Genomic DNA, 16,861 nt, shown 5'->3' with positions numbered 1-16,861 from the left:
GCAGGCGCCTTCCCTCCCTCAGGGGCGCGGGGAACCGCGCGACCGGCCCCCACCGGCCCGCACCCGACACCCACCCTCGGAGCGAAGGAGCCCCATGCCGGCGGCAGCCACCCCGTACCGTTTCTTCAGCCTTCAGGTCCTGCGGACGAGGCGGCTGAGCCCCTCCCTCGCCCGCGTCACCTTCACCGGCCCCGACCTCCGCGCCTTCGCCTCCGACGGCCGCGACCAGAGCCTCTCCCTCTTCCTCCCGCGCCCGGGTCAAGAAGAGCCCGTCCTGCCGATGGAGTTCGGCGAGGGCTGGCGGCAGACCTGGCTGGACATCCCCGAGGACGTACGGGCCGTCATGCGCTCGTACACCCTGCGCGCCCTGCGCCAGGACGCCCACGGGGCCACCACCGAGATCGACATCGACTTCGTCCTGCACGGCACGGAGCACGGCACGGAGCACAACACCGGGCACGGCACAGAGCCCGGCACGGGGCCCCGGACCACCGCTCCCGCCGGCCCCGCCTCCCGCTGGGCCGCCGCTGCCGGAGCCGGTGACCGGGCGGTCCTGCTCGGCCCGTCCGTCGCCGACAACGGCGCGATCCGGTTCCGGCCGCCCGCCGACGCCGACCTCGTGGTCCTCTGGGCCGACGAGACGGCCCTGCCCGCCGCCTCGGCCATCCTGGAGACCCTGCCGGCCGGGACACGGGCCCGTGTCTGGCTGGAGGTTCCGCACGCGGGCGACCGTGTCGAGCCCCTCACCGCCGCCGACGCGGACATCACCTGGCTCGTGCGCGACGAGGGCGCCCCCACCGCGGTGGAGGCGATCCGCGCCGCCCGACTGCCGGAGGCACGGGCCCCGTACGCCTGGATCGCCGGCGAGTCCGGCTGTGTGAAGGAGCTGCGGCGCCACCTGGTGCGGGAGCGGGAGTTCGACCGCGGACGGGTCACCTTCGTCGGCTACTGGCGGCGGGGCCTGAGCGAGGAGCAGCTGCGCGAGCAGGCGGCACGAGCCGCGCAGGCCGCATAAGCCCCGTACATCCCGTGATTCCCCTGAATCCCGTAAGTCGCGCGTTCCCCTGTGACGCAGGGAGAGGTGTGCGTCACAGCGTGACAAGTGAGGCGGGTGCACACAGGAACTTAGGTTAGGTTAACCTAAGTTGAAAGCGGCCCCCCCCCACGTCTCTCTCCGCGCCCGTCCCTCTCCTGCCCCCGGAGGACTCCCCCATGCGCTCGCACCTGCTCAACGACACGACCGCGGAGCGGTACCGCCGTTCCGTGACCGAGGGAATAGAGCGGGTGGCGGCCAAACTCGCCACCACCGACCGTCCGTTCACCGGTGTCACGGTCGACGCCCTCGCCCCCCGCGTCGACCGCATCGACCTCGACGAGCCGCTGCACGACACCACCGCGGCGCTCGACGAACTGGAGGACGTCTACCTCCGGGACGCGGTCTACTTCCACCACCCCCGCTACCTCGCCCACCTCAACTGCCCGGTGGTCATCCCGGCCGTGGTCGGCGAGGCGGTCCTCTCCGCCGTCAACTCCTCCCTCGACACCTGGGACCAGTCGGCCGGCGGCACCCTCATCGAGCGCAAGCTCATCGACTGGACCAACGAACGCATCGGGTTCGGCCCCGCCGCCGACGGCGTGTTCACCTCCGGCGGCTCGCAGTCCAACCTCCAGGCGCTGCTGCTCGCCCGGGAGGAAGCGAAGAGCGAGACCTACGCCGACCTGCGGATCTTCGCCTCCGAGGCGAGCCACTTCAGCGTCAAGAAGTCGGCGAAACTGCTCGGGCTCGGCCCGGACGCGGTGGTCACCGTCCCCACCGGCACCGACAAGCGCATGCAGACGGTCGCGCTCGCCCACGAGCTGGAGCGCTGCGAACGCGACGGCCTCGTCCCGATGGCCGTCGTCGCCACCGCCGGCACCACCGACTTCGGCTCCATCGACCCGCTGCCCGAGATCGCCGAGCTGTGCGACCAGTTCGGCGCCTGGCTGCACGTGGACGCCGCGTACGGCTGCGGACTGCTCACCTCTTTGAAGAACCGGCGCCGCATCGACGGCATCGAGCGCGCCGACTCCGTGACCGTGGACTACCACAAGTCCTTCTTCCAGCCGGTGAGTTCGTCCGCCGTCCTGGTCCGTGACGCGGCCACCCTGCGGCACGCCACCTACCACGCGGAGTACCTCAACCCGCGCCGCATGGTGCAGGAGCGCATACCCAACCAGGTCGACAAGTCCCTGCAGACCACCCGCCGTTTCGACGCCCTCAAACTGTGGATGACGCTGCGCGTGATGGGCGCCGACGGCATCGGCCAGCTCTTCGACGAGGTCTGCGACCTGGCGGAGGAGGGCTGGCGGATGCTGGCCGCCGACCCGCGGTACGACGTCGTGGTCGCCCCGTCGCTGTCCACCCTGGTCTTCCGCTACATCCCGGCCGCCGTCACCGACCCGGCCGAGATCGACCGCGCCAACCTGTACGCCCGCAAGGCCCTGTTCGCCTCCGGCGACGCGGTGGTCGCGGGCACGAAGGTCGGCGGCCGTCACTTCCTGAAGTTCACCCTGCTCAACCCCGAGACCACGACGGACGACATCGCCGCCGTACTCGACCTGATCGCCGGCCACGCCGAGCAGTACCTTGGAGAGTCCCTTGACCGCGCTTCCTGAACCCGCTGAACCCGCCGTGCGCACGCACGATTTCATCGGCATCGGGCTGGGCCCCTTCAACCTCGGCCTCGCCTGCCTCACCGAGCCGATCGACGAACTCGACGGGATCTTCCTGGAGTCCAAGCCGGACTTCGAGTGGCACTCCGGGATGTTCCTGGAGGGCGCGCACCTCCAGACCCCGTTCATGTCGGACCTGGTCACCCTGGCCGACCCGACGTCCCCGTACTCCTTCCTCAACTACCTGAAGGAATCGGGCCGCCTGTACTCGTTCTACATACGCGAGAACTTCTACCCGCTGCGGGTCGAGTACGACGACTACTGCCGCTGGGCGGCGGCCAAGCTCGGCAGCGTCCGCTTCGGCACGACGGTCGCGGAGGTGACGTACGAGGACGGCGCGGCCGGCACGGCCGGTGTGTACGCCGTCCGGACGACCGCGGGTGACGTGTTCCGTGCCCGGCACCTGGTCCTCGGCACCGGCACTCCCCCGTACCTCCCCGAGGCGTGCCAGGACCTCGGCGGGGACTTCATCCACAACTCCCGCTACCGGCAGCACAAGCGGGAACTGCAGGCCAAGAAGTCGATCACGCTGGTCGGCAGCGGGCAGTCCGCCGCCGAGATCTACCACGACCTGCTGAGCGAGATCGACGTCCACGGCTACCGGCTGAACTGGGTCACGCGCTCCCCGCGGTTCTTCCCGCTCGAATACACCAAGCTCACCCTGGAGATGACCTCCCCCGAGTACATCGACTACTTCCACGCGCTGCCCGAGCCGACCCGCTACCGCCTGCAGACCGAGCAGAAGGGCCTGTTCAAGGGCATCGACGGGGAGCTGATCGACGCGATCTTCGACCTGCTCTACCAGAAGAACATCGGCGGTCCCGTCCCCACCCGCCTGCTCACCAACTCGGCGCTGACCACGGCGACGTACGAGAACGGCACGTACACCCTGGGCCTGCGCCAGGAGGAGCAGGGCAAGGAGTACGAGCTGCAGTCCGAGGGCCTGATCCTCGCGACCGGCTACAAGTACACGGAGCCCGCGTTCCTGAAGCCCGTACGCGACCGGATCCGCTACGACGCGCGGGGCAACCACGACGTGGCCCGCAACTACTCCATCGACACGACGGGCCGCGGGATCTTCCTGCAGAACGCCGGGGTGCACACCCACTCGATCACGTCACCGGACCTCGGCATGGGCCCGTACCGCAACGCGTACATCATCCGGGAGCTGCTCGGCACCGAGTACTACCCGGTGGAGAAGTCCATCGCGTTCCAGGAGTTCGCGGTATGAGCGCCACCGGAACCGGCGCCGCCGTGGGCACGCTGAGCATGCGGCCCCTCGACCCCCTGAAGGACGCCGAGCTGCTGCACTCCTGGGTGACCCACCCCAAGGCGGCGTACTGGATGATGCAGGGCGCGAAACTCCAGGACGTCGAGCGCGAGTACATGGCCGTCGCGGCCAGTGAGCACCACCACGCGTACCTCGGCCTGCACGACGGCCGGCCCGCGTTCCTGATGGAGAAGTACGACCCCCGGTACATCGAACTGGTCGGCCTCTACGAACCCGAACCCGGTGACGTCGGCATGCACTTCCTGGTCGCCCCCACCGACCGGCCCGTGCACGGCTTCACCCGGGCCGTCATCACCGCCGTGATGGACGAGCTGTTCGCCGACCCCCGTACCCGCCGGGTCGTCGTCGAGCCGGACGTCACCAACACGGCCGTACACGCCCTGAACGAGGCCGTCGGCTTCGTCCCGGAGCGCGAGATCGAGAAGCCGGAGAAGCGCGCGCTGCTCTCCTTCTGCACCCGTGAACACTTCCTGCAGAAGCGCAGCCCGGCCACCCGAGGAGTGACCGCATGACCCTGTCCGACGCCGTGGCGCACCTGTCCCCCCACCGCTGGGCCCGGGCCAACCGCCTCCTCATCCGCAAAGCCCTCGCCGAGTTCGCCCATGAGCGGCTGATCACCCCCGAGGCGGCCGACGGTGACGGCGGCGCGTACGTCGTCCGCAGCGACGACGGGCTGACCCGCTACCGGTTCACCGCCGTCCGCCGCGGCCTCGACCACTGGCAGGTCGACGCCGAGTCGATCACCCGCAGCCGTGACGGCGGTGAACTCCCGCTCGCCGCTCTGGACTTCTTCATCGAGCTGAAGGAGTCGCTCGGCCTGAGCGACAAGGTGCTGCCGGTCTACCTGGAGGAGATCTCCTCCACCCTCTCCGGCACCTGCTACAAGCTCACCAAACCCCAGGTCACCTCCGCGGAGCTCGCCGGCAGCGGCTTCCAGCAGATCGAGACGGGCATGACCGAGGGCCACCCCTGCTTCGTCGCCAACAACGGCCGGCTCGGGTTCGGCGTCCACGAGTACCTGTCGTACGCGCCCGAGACCGCGAGCCCCGTCCGCCTCGTCTGGCTGGCCGCGCACCGCTCGCGGGCCGCGTTCACGGCGGGCGTGGGCATCGAGTACGAGTCGTTCCTCCGTGCCGAGCTGGGCAAGGAGACCGTGGACCGCTTCCACGACACGCTCCGCGACCAGGGCCTCGACCCGGCCGACTACCTCTTGCTCCCGGTCCACCCCTGGCAGTGGTGGAACAAGCTCACCGTCACCTTCGCCGCCGAGGTGGCCCGGCAGCACCTGGTGTGCCTGGGCGAGGGCGACGACGAGTACCTGGCCCAGCAGTCGATCAGGACGTTCTTCAACAGCAGCGCGCCCGAGAAGCACTATGTGAAGACCGCCCTGTCGGTCATCAACATGGGCTTCATGCGCGGCCTGTCCGCCGCCTACATGGAGGCCACGCCGGCCATCAACGACTGGCTGGCGCAGCTCATCGACAACGACCCGCTGCTGCGGTCGACCGGCCTGTCGATCATCCGCGAGCGCGCGGCCGTCGGCTACCGGCACCTGGAGTACGAGGCCGCCACCGACCGCTACTCCCCGTACCGCAAGATGCTCGCCGCCCTGTGGCGCGAGAGCCCGGTCCCGTCGCTGCGGGACGGCGAGAGCCTGGCCACCATGGCCTCGCTCGTCCACGTGGACCACGAGGGCTCCTCGGTCGCCGCCGCGCTGATCGAGCGCTCAGGGCTGACGCCGGTGGAGTGGCTCCGCCGCTACCTGCGGGCCTACTTCACGCCGCTGCTGCACAGTTTCTACGCGTACGACCTGGTGTTCATGCCGCACGGCGAGAACGTCATCCTCGTCCTCAAGGACGGCGTGGTCCAGCGGGCGATCTACAAGGACATCGCCGAGGAGATCGCGGTCATGGACCCGGACGCGGTGCTCCCGCCTGCGGTCGAGCGGCTGCGCGTGGACGTCCCCGAGGACAAGAAGCTCCTGTCGCTCTTCACGGACGTCTTCGACTGCTTCTTCCGCTTCCTGGCGGCGAACCTGGCGGGCGAGGGCGTCATCGAGGAGGACGACTTCTGGCGGACCGTCGCGGACTGCGTACGCGACTACCAGGAGCGGACGCCCGAACTCGCGGACAAGTTCGCGCAGTACGACATGTTCGCCCCCGAGTTCGCGCTGTCCTGCCTCAACCGGCTCCAGCTGCGCGACAACGAGCAGATGGTGGACCTCGCCGACCCCGCCGGGGCCCTCCAGCTCGTCGGCACCCTGAAGAACCCCATCGCCGGTCTGTAGCGACCCGGCTCGCGACAGCGCCTGTCGCGGCCCCACCAGCAGGCGGGCGCCCCCACGTACGGTCCCAGGGGGCGCCCGCCGCCGTGTCAGCGGTGGTCAGGCCGCGGGCCAGGGGACCTGCGGCGACCGGTAGTAGTCCATGCCCAGCGCGTCCCACCGCGGTGCCTGCGCCGCGAGCCGCACCTTGTAGCCGTCCCAGTCGTGCGTCGAGGCGGGCGACCAGCCGAGCTCGGCCACACCGGGCAGCCGCGGGAACGCCATGTACTCGATGTCCGACGAGGTCGAGAGGGTCTCGCTCCACAGCGGCGCCTCGACACCCCGTACCGCGGAACCCGGCACACCGGGCAGGTAGGTGCCCGGGTCCCAGTCGTAGGACCGCCGCACCTCCACCAGACCGGCCCAGCTGAGTCCGAGGGGCGTGTCCGCGGTGTACTTCATGTCGAGGTACACCCGGTCGGCCGGCGAGAGGACGATCCCGGTGCCGTTCCGGGCCGCCGCCGCGACCTGCTCCTTCTCCGCCGCGCTCGTACCGTCCAGGCCCCAGTACTGGGCCAGCGCGCCCTTCGCCGGGACCGCCCCGGTCAGCTGGTGCCAGCCCATGACGCGCTTCCCGTACTCGGCGACGACCGGCTGGACCTTCTCCATGAAGGCCACATAGTCCTCGTGGCTCGTCGAGTGCGCCTCGTCGCCGCCGATGTGGAGGTACTCGCCCGGGGTGAGCGCGGCCAGCTCACGGATCACGTCGTCCACGAAGTCGTACGTCACCGGCTTGCCGACGCACAGCGAACTGAAGCCGACCTCGGTGCCGGTGTAGAGCGGCGGGGCGACGCCGTCGCAGTTCAGCTCCGGGTACGAGGCGAGCGCCGCGTTGGTGTGCCCGGGCATGTCGATCTCGGGCACGACCTCCAGATGGCGCGAGGCGGCGTACCGGACGATGTCCTTGTACTGGGCCTTCGTGTAGTGGCCGCCGGGTCCGCCGCCGACCTGCGTGGACCCGCCGTACGTGGCGAGGCGCGGCCAGGAGTCGATCGCGATCCGCCAGCCCTGGTCGTCGCTGAGGTGCAGGTGCAGCTTGTTGATCTTGTAGAGCGCGAGCTGGTCGATGTAGCGCTTCACCTGGTCCACGGTGAAGAAGTGCCGGGAGACGTCCAGCATCGCGCCGCGGTAGCCGTAGCGGGGCGTGTCGGTGATGGTGCCGCCGGCGATTGGCCAGGGGCCCGGCTGCCGGGTGTCCTTCTCGACGGCGGCGGGCAGGAGCTGGCGCAGGGTCTGCACGCCGTGGAAGAGCCCGGCGGGCTCGCGGGCGGTGATCGTGACAGCACCCTTCCCGCTCTGCAGCCGGTAGCCCTCGGCGCCCAGCTCGGTGTCCTTGCGGGTGAGCCGGAGCCGGATGCCGTCGCCGCCGGGGGCGTCCGTGACGGGAAGGCGGTAGCCGGTCGACGGCCGCAGCACACCGGCGAGGTACGAGCCGACGTCATGGACGTCCCTCGACCGGTCGACGCGGATGCGCGTACCGCTCGTGATCCGGTACGGGGAACCGCCCGGGTCGACGGAGGCGGGGGCCGGGACGACCCGGCTCAGCGGGGTGACGGTGCGGTCGGGCGCGGACGGTGCCGCGCCGACCGCGGAGATTCCGGCGGCTGCCACGAGCAGCAGCGTACCGAGCAGACGGGGCGTTCTGTGCTGTCTCACATGCGCTCCCTTCGAATGGGTATAGACCACTCTCCCGCAGAGGCGGTGAAACAATCACCCCCATGGCGGAAATCATCCAGCGGGACGGAACCTGGACCTTCGACGGCGACGCCCTGCGGCTGGTGCCGGGCCGCGACAAGAACGTGGGTCTGCTGCGCAAGTCACTGGGTGAACTGGCGGTCCCGCTGGGCGCGTTGGCGGGGATCTCGTTCGAGCAGGGCAGGAAGGCGGGCCGGCTCAGGCTGCGGCTGCGCGACGGCGCGGACCCGCTGCTCCAGGCGACCGGCGGGCGGCTCACGGAGGCCGCCGACCCCTACCAGCTGACGGTGGAGTCGGACCGCTACGGCGTGGCCGAGTACTTCGTGGACGAGATCCGCAACGCCCTGCTCCTGGACGAGGTGCCGGCCGGCGCCGTCGACCGGTATCTGCTGCCCGGCCCGGCCGTGCCGCTGTCGGTCTCCGCCGGCGACGGCACCGCGAGCTTCGACGGGGAGCGGGTCCGTCTGGAGTGGAACTGGAAGACGGAGGAGGCCAAGTCGGCCGCCGGCACCCGCACGCTCGCCCTGGCGGACATCGAGTCCGTGGAGTGGCAGCCGTCGGTCGGCCTGGACAACGGCCACCTCCGCTTCACGGTCCGGGGCGCCCCCACGAAGGCCCCGCCGAAGTACGACCCGAACGCCGTGGAACTGTGGGGCTTCAAGAAGGACCCCTTGATGGCCCTGATAGCGGCGGCGGTCCAGGCCCGCCTCCCCCACCCGTCGGCCCCGCCCACGCAGGACGCCGCACCGGAACAGCTCGCCGCGCACGGACCGGACCACGACGCCCTGCTGCGCCGTCTGCGGGAACTGGGCGAGCTCCACCGGGAGGGGGTCCTGACGGACGAGGAGTTCAACGTGGCGAAACGGGCGATTCTGCGCGGCATGTAGGAGGTTGCCGCGGCAGGGTGCGGGCCGGTGGGGGCCGGCCGCGCAGTTCCCCGCGCCCCTCGGGGCGGGCTCCGCCCTGCCCTCGAAAGCAGGGGCGCAGCCCCGCTTTCAGGGGCGCGGGGAACTGCGCGATCAGCCACGGCGTACCCGCACCCACCCACGGCGAACGACCACGCACGTCACAGCAAACCAACAACCCCCTGCCCGAAATCGGGCAAGATTCTTGCGATCACCCCCTCCGTACCCCAGGATCAACCCGTGCACGACGACCTCGTTGATCACCTGACCCGCTCCTCACCCCTCAGCAGGGGCGAGGCCCTGCGGGTGATCCAGGACGTCCTCGCCTACTTCGACGAGACGACCGAGGACTACGTCCGTCGCCGCCACCGGGAACTCCAGACACAGGGCTGGCTCAACCCGGCGATCTTCGAAAGGATCACGGCGGACCTCGAATACCGCGCGGTCGCGCCGCCGGAGCTCACCCTCCGGCAGGTACGCCGCATCGTCTACGGCTAGGAACCATCTGTATGTGCGGAATCGTGGGATACATCGGCAGGCGCGACGTGGCGCCGCTCCTCCTCGAAGGGCTGCAGCGACTCGAGTACCGCGGCTACGACTCGGCGGGCCTCGTCGTGACGTCCCCGAAGACGGCCGGCCTCAAGATGGTCAAGGCCAAGGGCCGCGTGCGTGACCTGGAGGCCCGCGTCCCCAAGCGCTTCGCGGGCACCACGGGCATCGCCCACACCCGCTGGGCCACCCACGGCGCCCCGTCCGACGAGAACGCCCACCCGCACATGTCGGCCGACAACAAGGTCGCCGTGGTCCACAACGGCATCATCGACAACGCCTCCGACCTGCGCAGGAAGCTGGAGGCGGAGGGCGTCGAGTTCCTCTCCGAGACCGACACCGAGGTCCTCACCCACCTCATCGCCCGCTCCCCGGCCGAGAAGCTGGAGGACAAGGTCCGCGAGACCCTCCGGCTGATCGAGGGCACGTACGGCATCGCCGTGATGCACGCCGACCACGCGGACCGCATCGTGGTGGCCCGCAACGGCTCCCCGGTCGTCCTCGGCATCGGCGAGAAGGAGATGTTCGTCGCCTCGGACATCGCCGCGCTCGTCACCCACACCCGCCAGATCGTCACCCTGGACGACGGCGAGATGGCGACGCTGAAGGCCGACGACTTCCGTACGTACACCACCGAGGGCACCCGTACGACGGCCGAGCCGACCACCGTGGAGTGGGAGGCCGCCTCCTACGACATGGGCGGCCACGACACGTACATGCACAAGGAGATCCACGAGCAGGCCGAGGCCGTGGACCGGGTGTTGCGCGGCCGGATCGACGACCGGTTCTCCACCGTGCACCTGGGCGGGCTGAACCTGGACGCCCGCGAGGCGCGCAAGATCCGCCGCGTGAAGATCCTCGGCTGCGGCACCTCGTACCACGCGGGCATGATCGGCGCCCAGATGATAGAGGAGCTGGCCCGTATCCCGGCGGACGCCGAGCCCGCCTCCGAGTTCCGCTACCGCAACGCGGTCGTCGACCCCGACACGCTGTACGTGGCGGTGTCCCAGTCCGGTGAGACGTACGACGTGCTGGCCGCCGTCCAGGAGCTCAAGCGCAAGGGCGCCCGGGTCCTCGGCATCGTGAACGTGGTCGGCTCGGCCATCGCCCGCGAGGCAGACGGCGGCATGTACGTGCACGCCGGGCCCGAGGTGTGCGTGGTCTCCACCAAGTGCTTCACCAACACCACGGTCGCCTTCGCGCTGCTCGCCCTGCACCTGGGCCGCACCCGCGACCTGTCGGTCTCCGACGGCAAGCGGATCATCGAGGGCCTGCGCAGGCTGCCCGGCCAGATCACGGAGATCCTCGGCCAGGAGGACGAGATCAAGAAGCTGGCCGAGCAGTACGCCGAGGCCCGCTCGATGCTCTTCATCGGCCGGGTACGCGGTTACCCGGTGGCCCGTGAGGCGTCGCTGAAGCTGAAGGAGGTCTCGTACATCCACGCCGAGGCGTACCCCGCCTCGGAGCTGAAGCACGGCCCGCTCGCCCTGATCGAGCCGGCGCTGCCGACGGTCGCGATCGTCCCGGACGACGACCTGCTGGAAAAGAACCGCGCGGCCCTGGAGGAGATCAAGGCCCGCAGCGGCAAGATCCTCGCCGTGGCCCACGCGGAGCAGGAGAAGGCCGACCAGACGATCGTGGTCCCGAAGAACGAGGACGAACTGGACCCGATCCTCCTCGGCATCCCCCTCCAACTCCTCGCCTACCACACGGCCTTGGCCCTCGGCAGGGACATCGACAAGCCGAGGAACCTGGCGAAGTCGGTGACGGTGGAGTAGCCCCGCGGACGCACCCGCAACGGGACGGGCCCCCGCGTGTCGCCACCAGACACGAGGGGGCCCGCTCACGCCGGGGCCGCCCAAAACCCCGGCTGGCCGCCACCTGCCGGTAACCGTCACGCTCCGGCCGACAGCACGCCGTACAACGACGGCAAACCTGCCCTCTGTATGCCCTTCACAAGCGCACGAACACCTCTACGCACGAGTAGTTTCCCGGACCACACAAGGGAGTTGCCCGGCGGACACCGGGACACGGGACAGCGAGGCAGAAGGGAACGGCGCTCAGGGACCGGGCTCAGGGGTGGGGCTCAGGAGCCGGGCTCAGGGGCGAAGCTCAGGGGATGACGACGACCGGCCGCTGCGCCCGCTTGGCGAGCCGCCCCGCGACCGACCCGAAGATGCGCCCGACGATCCCGTGGGTCGACCCCACGACGATCGCGTCGGCCTCGTACTCCCGGCCGACCTCCTCGAGCTCGTGGCAGATGTCGCCGCCCCGCTCCACGAGGATCCAGGGGACCTCGGCCAGATAGTCCGCGCAGGCCAGCTCCAGCCCGAGCACCTCGGTGCGGTGGTCCGGCACGTCGACGAAGACCGGGGGCTCGCAGCCCGCCCACACCGTGGTGGGCAGCCGGTTGGCCACGTGCACGATGATCAGACCGGAGCCGGAACGGGCGGCCATGCCGATCGCGTACGCGAGAGCGCGCTCACTGGACGTGGAGCCGTCGAAGCCCACGACGACCCCGTGCTTGAAGGCGGGATCGCAGGACTGGCGTGTCTCTTCCGCCGCCAAGGGCTCGGCCGCCGTGGGATCGGCGACGGGGCGCTTGCGGTCCGCGGGTTCGAATTCGTGACCGGCCATGAGTGTCTCGGCGTTCGGATCCTCTGAATGGGACGACAGGAACGGCGGAGCTGTGTCCGGGAATCATCTTCCCAACCCCATACCCGCAAGGGTACGGCGGCACGCCTCCTCTGCCCATATCCCGCTCCAGGCACGGGAGGGTTCCCCGGAGCATGCACGAGAGGGCGCCCGCAACGCAATGGTCGCTGCCACGTACAGCCTTCAACCTCCGACAGGCCCTCGCGGGGGGTCGCCCCGCCGGGGGCGCGGGGAACAGCGCGGGCGCCCGCCGCGCGCCCGCGGACGGCGGACCGCCCCGGCGGAAACCCGCGGCTTCCGGGGAACCCCCGGAGGCTCCCCGTGACCGCGCGCTCGAACACGCGTTGAACCCCGGTAACCCACCGCCTCAGGGAGCCACCGTGTCCGCACGCCCCTCGCCCGCGCCCCGCCCTCCCTCCGGGACGCCGGCCGCGAGGACGTCCACCACGCGGACGACCGCCGCACGGTCGGCCACCGCACAGGACGCGGCGACCGACGTGGTCCGCTGGGCGGCGTTCAGCTGCGTCCTGGTTCCGGTCGTGCTCGTCGGATACGGGACCTCACTGGCGGGCGCGGCCGGCACGGCGTTCGGCCTCGCCGCGGTGACCGGGGCCTGCCGGGTGCTGCTGCGCCGGTCCGAGCGCGGCGCGGCGCGACCGGGCGCCGGGGAGCCGACCCCCCATCATGGACGGCACGGAAGCACCGGCTCCGGTGACCGCCGAGGAGGCCGGCACACCGGTCGGAATACGCCGGTTGACTGACCGGTTTGTGCGCACGCGCCCGCTGGTTTTCAGCCAACTTCACCACCCTGCGCATTTCTTGGTCGAACCGGCCCCCAACCGCCGTTCGACCTGCACCGAAAGGGTCCAGCAGGGTGCCCGCACCCTACGGGGACCGGCCACGGGGACGAGGCGCACTTCCCTGTGCGGCCCACGAGTGCAACGCTTCGTGATCGAATGCTTCACGCCAAGTTGCCATGTCGACAATCTGCCGAGTGCTGAACTGGCCACCTCGGCACCATGCGACACAGTAGATTCGATCTTGACGTCTTACGGCGGGGGACTCGTGCAGGACCGAGGGGAAACGTGTTGGAGCGACAGACCCGAAAGGTTAAGGGTGCCGCGACCACCGAGGGGGGCTTAGCAGTATGAGCCACGACTCCGCTGCCGCGCCGGAAGCCGCAGTCCGGAAACTCTCCGGGCGACGCCGCAAGGAGATCGTCGCGGTGCTGCTGTTCAGCGGCGGCCCCATCTTCGAGAGTTCCATACCGCTGTCGGTGTTCGGGATTGACCGCCAGGACGCCGGCGTACCGCGGTATCGACTACTGGTGTGCGCCGGTGAGGAAGGCCCGCTGCGGACCACAGGGGGCCTCGAACTCACCGCGCCCAACGGGCTGGAGGCGATCTCCAGGGCGGGCACCGTCGTCGTGCCCGCCTGGCGGTCGATCACCTCACCGCCACCGGAGGAGGCGCTCGACGCACTGCGCCGAGCACACGAGGAGGGCGCCCGCATAGTCGGGCTGTGCACCGGCGCCTTCGTGCTCGCCGCCGCGGGACTGCTGGACGGCCGTCCCGCGACGACACACTGGATGTACGCGCCGACGCTGGCCAAGCGCTATCCGTCGGTGCACGTCGACCCCCGTGAGCTGTTCGTGGACGACGGCGACGTGCTGACGTCGGCGGGCACCGCGGCCGGGATCGACCTCTGCCTGCACATCGTGCGGACGGACCACGGGAACGAGGCGGCCGGGGCACTGGCCCGGCGCCTGGTGGTACCGCCCCGGCGCAGCGGCGGCCAGGAGCGCTATCTCGACCGGTCTTTACCGGAGGAGATCGGCGCCGACCCGCTCGCGGAGGTCGTCGCCTGGGCGCTGGAGCACCTCCACGAGCAGTTCGACGTGGAGACGCTGGCGGCACGCGCGTACATGAGCCGTCGTACGTTCGACCGCCGGTTCCGTTCGCTCACCGGGAGCGTGCCCCTGCAGTGGCTGATCACCCAGCGGGTGCTCCAGGCGCAGCGGCTCCTGGAGACGTCCGACTACTCGGTGGACGAGGTCGCGGGCCGCTGCGGATTCCGTTCGCCGGTGGCGCTGCGCGGGCACTTCCGCCGCCAGCTCGGGTCCTCGCCCGCGGCGTACCGCGCCGCGTACCGGGCACGCCGTCCGCAGGGCGAGAAGCAGAGCGATCCGGACGGCTCGCCGCCAGCGCCGCCGCCGGTGCTCCAGCAGGAGGCGCCCGTCCCGTTCCAGAGCCGGCGTACGGCCGCCGCCCACGCGGTCGGCCCGGCGACATCGTCCCTGTCCACGGATGCGGGGCGCGGGGGCGCGGAACTGTACGTGGCCGGGCGGCACAGTCTGCCGGGCCAGCGGAGCGCGACGTAGCCACACGGTGACGTCCTGTGCCGGACCCGACCCGCCGCGGTCCGGGTCCGGCGCCCCGCACGGCACCGCTGCCAGGACTGCCGAGGTCCCGGGCCTGCCCGGGCGGAGAGCCGGGCCGTAGGGTGAGCCCATGAACGATCGCATGGTGTGGATCGACTGCGAGATGACCGGTCTCTCGCTGTCGGAGGACGCGCTCATCGAGGTGGCCGCCCTGGTGACCGACTCGGAGCTCAACGTGCTCGGCGAGGGGGTGGACATCGTGATCCGTCCGCCGGACGCCGCGCTGGAGACGATGCCGGAGGTGGTGCGCGCCATGCACACGTCCTCCGGTCTCCTCGACGAGCTGGCCGCGGGCACGACCCTCGCGGCCGCCGAGGAGGAGGTCCTCTCCTACATCCGTGAGCACGTCAAGGAACCGGGCAAGGCCCCGCTGTGCGGAAACTCGGTGGGCACCGACCGCGGCTTCCTGCTGCGGGACATGCCGACCCTGGAGGGGTACCTCCACTACCGCATCGTCGACGTCTCCTCCGTCAAGGAGCTGGCCCGCCGCTGGTACCCCCGGGCGTACTTCAACAGCCCCGACAAGAACGGCAACCACCGGGCGCTCGCCGACATCCGCGAGTCGATCGCCGAGCTGCGCTACTACCGCGAGGCGATCTTCGTACCGCAGCCCGGACCCGACTCGGACACGGCCCGCAGCATCGCCTCGAAGCACGTCCTGCCCGCGGGGTAGCGCCCGCCAGGAAGTCGGGAGCGAGCACCCCTTCGGACCCTGTACACTTTTTCTCGGCCGGTCGGTGCACCACTCGTGGTGAACCACAGGAAAGATTACCGGTCATGGTGGGTGTAGCTCAGCTGGTAGAGCACCTGGTTGTGGTCCAGGATGCCGCGGGTTCAAGTCCCGTCACTCACCCTGACGGCCGAGGGCCGAATCGCGAAAGCGGTTCGGCCCTCGACTGCTTTCCGGCCGCTCTGCGCCTCTTCCGGTCCGCCGTCGTCGCAGTGGCGCGGCCCGGCGAGTCCCGGCGCTACGACGAGTGCCGTGCGACCAGCTCCGTGGGCAGGACGAGCTGTCGTCGCTCCAGGCCGCGCGAGACCGCCGGGCGGCGGTCCGCGATCTCGTCCATCAGCAGGTCGAGCATCGCGCGGCCCATGTCCTCGATCGGCTGGCGCACACTCGTCAGGGGCGGGTCCATGTGACGGGCGATCGCCGAGTCGTCGTAGCCGACGAGGGCCACGTCGTCGGGTATGCGGCGGCCCGCCTCCCGCAGGACCTGCCGGGCGCCGGCCGCCATCACGTCCGACCCGGCGAAGACCGCGTCCAGGGCCGGGCAGACCGCGAGCAGTTCCGCCATCGCGCGACGGCCGCCCTCCTCCGTGAAGTCCCCGGGCACGATGAGGCGCTCGTCGATCTCGTGGCCCGCGTCGCGCAGGGCCGCGCGGTAGCCGTCGACGCGGCGCTGGGCACCGAAGACGTCGAGGCGTCCCGCCAGGTGGGCTATGGTGCGGCGGCCCTGGGCGATGAGGTGCTCGACGGCGAAGCGGCCGCCGCCGAAGTTGTCCGAGTCCACCGACGGCAGTGTCTCGTCCGCCGACCTGCGGCCGCTGATCACCGCCGGGATCTCCAGCTGGGCCAGCAGATCGGGCAGCGGATCGTCCGCGTGGACCGAGACCAGCAGGACCCCGTCCACCCGGTGTGCCGCCAGGTACTGGGCCAGCCGGCGGCGCTCCCGGTCGCTGCCGGCGAAGATCAGCAGCAGCTGCATCTCGGTCTCGGAGAGCGCGGCCCCCACCCCCCGCAGCATGTCGGAGAAGTACGGCTCGGCGAAGAAGCGGGTCTCGGGCTCGGGGACGACCAGGGCGATGGCGTCGGTGCGGTTGGCCGCGAGGGCGCGGGCGGCGGTGTTCGGCACGTAGCCGAGCTCCGCGACCGCCGCCTCGACGGCCGCGCGGGTGGCGTCACTGACCCGCGGGGAGCCGTTGATCACGCGGGAGACCGTGCCACGGCCCACACCCGCGCGCGCGGCGACCTCCTCCAGGGTCGGCCGTCCGCCGCTCCGGCTCCGCGCTCCGTGGACTGCCATGGTCCGCCTCCCGTCCCACACGGCAAACACCGCGTTTGGCCTGGAATCTAACAGTCGTGATCGGGACCGCACTCCCGGAGACGGGCCTGCGTACTCCGGTCGTACTCCCCCGGCCGCCCCGGCCGTACTCGCCCGGCGCGCCGGCGGTGCTCCGAAGCCGATCCGGAGCCTTCCCGAGGCCGTCCCGCAACCGTCGGAGACCTACTCTCCGGGTCTCCGCCGGCGTTAGCTAACAGCCCGATAACTGAAGACATATCTCTACGCCCT

The 16,861-nt window shown here is 70.7% G+C and carries 14 protein-coding genes and 1 tRNA gene; 12 read left to right on the top strand and 3 right to left on the bottom strand.

What is annotated here, in order from left to right; all coding sequences use genetic code 11:
- Positions 1-94: 94 nt before the first annotated feature.
- The 5 genes from ACFYXC_RS01130 to ACFYXC_RS01110 all read left to right on the top strand — a co-directional run bounded on the left by ACFYXC_RS01130 (position 95) and on the right by ACFYXC_RS01110 (position 6,290).
- The gene (locus ACFYXC_RS01130; RefSeq protein WP_389545386.1) at positions 95-1,015 is read left to right on the top strand and encodes a siderophore-interacting protein; all 921 of its coding nucleotides are present in this window, start codon (positions 95-97) and stop codon (positions 1,013-1,015) included.
- A 197-nt stretch (positions 1,016-1,212) separates the two neighbouring features.
- The gene (gene desA, locus ACFYXC_RS01125) at positions 1,213-2,655 is read left to right on the top strand and encodes a lysine decarboxylase DesA (RefSeq protein ID WP_389545383.1); all 1,443 of its coding nucleotides are present in this window, start codon (positions 1,213-1,215) and stop codon (positions 2,653-2,655) included.
- A complete protein-coding gene (locus ACFYXC_RS01120) occupies positions 2,639-3,943 on the top strand; it encodes a lysine N(6)-hydroxylase/L-ornithine N(5)-oxygenase family protein (protein ID WP_389545380.1) in 1,305 nt (434 codons plus the stop codon). Before desA ends, ACFYXC_RS01120 begins: the two co-directional genes overlap by 17 nt.
- Positions 3,940-4,515, top strand: coding sequence for a GNAT family N-acetyltransferase (locus ACFYXC_RS01115; RefSeq protein WP_388916170.1), 576 nt, complete (start codon positions 3,940-3,942; stop codon positions 4,513-4,515). Before ACFYXC_RS01120 ends, ACFYXC_RS01115 begins: the two co-directional genes overlap by 4 nt.
- Positions 4,512-6,290, top strand: a complete 1,779-nt coding sequence (locus tag ACFYXC_RS01110; RefSeq protein WP_389545377.1) for an IucA/IucC family protein — start codon at positions 4,512-4,514, stop codon at positions 6,288-6,290. Before ACFYXC_RS01115 ends, ACFYXC_RS01110 begins: the two co-directional genes overlap by 4 nt.
- Positions 6,291-6,386: 96 nt before the next feature.
- Here the strand turns inward: ACFYXC_RS01110 and ACFYXC_RS01105 are convergent, their stop codons facing one another.
- A complete protein-coding gene (locus tag ACFYXC_RS01105) occupies positions 6,387-7,982 on the bottom strand; it encodes a beta-N-acetylhexosaminidase (protein ID WP_389545374.1) in 1,596 nt (531 codons plus the stop codon).
- A gap of 62 nt (positions 7,983-8,044) precedes the next feature.
- Here ACFYXC_RS01105 and ACFYXC_RS01100 point away from each other — a divergent pair, with 62 nt between their 5' ends.
- The 3 genes from ACFYXC_RS01100 (at position 8,045) to glmS (ending at position 11,253) form a co-directional block, all read left to right on the top strand.
- Complete coding sequence (locus tag ACFYXC_RS01100) at positions 8,045-8,908, top strand: DUF4429 domain-containing protein (protein ID WP_389545371.1); 864 nt, start codon at positions 8,045-8,047, stop codon at positions 8,906-8,908.
- Positions 8,909-9,166: 258 nt separating this feature from the next.
- A complete protein-coding gene (locus ACFYXC_RS01095) occupies positions 9,167-9,424 on the top strand; it encodes a hypothetical protein (protein ID WP_388916182.1) in 258 nt (85 codons plus the stop codon).
- Positions 9,425-9,435: 11 nt separating this feature from the next.
- Positions 9,436-11,253, top strand: coding sequence for a glutamine--fructose-6-phosphate transaminase (isomerizing) (gene glmS / locus ACFYXC_RS01090; protein WP_388916185.1), 1,818 nt, complete (start codon positions 9,436-9,438; stop codon positions 11,251-11,253).
- A gap of 334 nt (positions 11,254-11,587) precedes the next feature.
- Here glmS and ACFYXC_RS01085 read toward each other — a convergent pair whose 3' ends face one another.
- A complete protein-coding gene (locus tag ACFYXC_RS01085) occupies positions 11,588-12,112 on the bottom strand; it encodes a universal stress protein (RefSeq protein ID WP_388916188.1) in 525 nt (174 codons plus the stop codon).
- Positions 12,113-12,627: 515 nt separating this feature from the next.
- Here ACFYXC_RS01085 and ACFYXC_RS01080 point away from each other — a divergent pair.
- From ACFYXC_RS01080 to ACFYXC_RS01065, 4 genes are all read left to right on the top strand, one after another.
- The gene (locus ACFYXC_RS01080; RefSeq protein WP_388916773.1) at positions 12,628-12,891 is read left to right on the top strand and encodes a hypothetical protein; all 264 of its coding nucleotides are present in this window, start codon (positions 12,628-12,630) and stop codon (positions 12,889-12,891) included.
- A gap of 386 nt (positions 12,892-13,277) precedes the next feature.
- A complete protein-coding gene (locus tag ACFYXC_RS01075; RefSeq protein WP_389545367.1) occupies positions 13,278-14,510 on the top strand; it encodes a helix-turn-helix domain-containing protein in 1,233 nt (410 codons plus the stop codon).
- A gap of 130 nt (positions 14,511-14,640) precedes the next feature.
- Positions 14,641-15,243, top strand: coding sequence for an oligoribonuclease (gene orn / locus ACFYXC_RS01070; protein WP_389545364.1), 603 nt, complete (start codon positions 14,641-14,643; stop codon positions 15,241-15,243).
- A 107-nt stretch (positions 15,244-15,350) separates the two neighbouring features.
- Positions 15,351-15,423: transfer RNA gene (locus ACFYXC_RS01065), tRNA-His, on the top strand.
- Positions 15,424-15,538: 115 nt separating this feature from the next.
- Here ACFYXC_RS01065 and ACFYXC_RS01060 read toward each other — a convergent pair.
- A complete protein-coding gene (locus ACFYXC_RS01060; protein WP_388916465.1) occupies positions 15,539-16,594 on the bottom strand; it encodes a LacI family DNA-binding transcriptional regulator in 1,056 nt (351 codons plus the stop codon).
- Positions 16,595-16,861 lie beyond the last annotated feature (267 nt).

The sequence above is a fragment of the Streptomyces sp. NPDC002701 genome (genome assembly GCF_042889045.1).
GTDB lineage: Bacteria > Actinomycetota > Actinomycetes > Streptomycetales > Streptomycetaceae > Streptomyces.
Note: the sequence above shows the minus strand (reverse complement) of the source record. Positions and strands in the feature narration are given on the sequence as shown.

What these genes read in the sequence shown, in the direction of transcription:
- ACFYXC_RS01085 (WP_388916188.1), bottom strand. Translation starts at nt 12,112, where the DNA reads ATGGCCGGTCACGAATTCGAACCCGCGGACCGCAAGCGCCCCGTCGCC.
- ACFYXC_RS01115 (WP_388916170.1), top strand. Translation starts at nt 3,940, where the DNA reads ATGAGCGCCACCGGAACCGGCGCCGCCGTGGGCACGCTGAGCATGCGG.
- glmS (WP_388916185.1), top strand. Translation starts at nt 9,436, where the DNA reads ATGTGCGGAATCGTGGGATACATCGGCAGGCGCGACGTGGCGCCGCTC.
- ACFYXC_RS01060 (WP_388916465.1), bottom strand. Translation starts at nt 16,594, where the DNA reads ATGGCAGTCCACGGAGCGCGGAGCCGGAGCGGCGGACGGCCGACCCTG.
- ACFYXC_RS01075 (WP_389545367.1), top strand. Translation starts at nt 13,278, where the DNA reads ATGAGCCACGACTCCGCTGCCGCGCCGGAAGCCGCAGTCCGGAAACTC.
- desA (WP_389545383.1), top strand. Translation starts at nt 1,213, where the DNA reads ATGCGCTCGCACCTGCTCAACGACACGACCGCGGAGCGGTACCGCCGT.
- ACFYXC_RS01100 (WP_389545371.1), top strand. Translation starts at nt 8,045, where the DNA reads ATGGCGGAAATCATCCAGCGGGACGGAACCTGGACCTTCGACGGCGAC.
- orn (WP_389545364.1), top strand. Translation starts at nt 14,641, where the DNA reads ATGAACGATCGCATGGTGTGGATCGACTGCGAGATGACCGGTCTCTCG.
- ACFYXC_RS01130 (WP_389545386.1), top strand. Translation starts at nt 95, where the DNA reads ATGCCGGCGGCAGCCACCCCGTACCGTTTCTTCAGCCTTCAGGTCCTG.
- ACFYXC_RS01110 (WP_389545377.1), top strand. Translation starts at nt 4,512, where the DNA reads ATGACCCTGTCCGACGCCGTGGCGCACCTGTCCCCCCACCGCTGGGCC.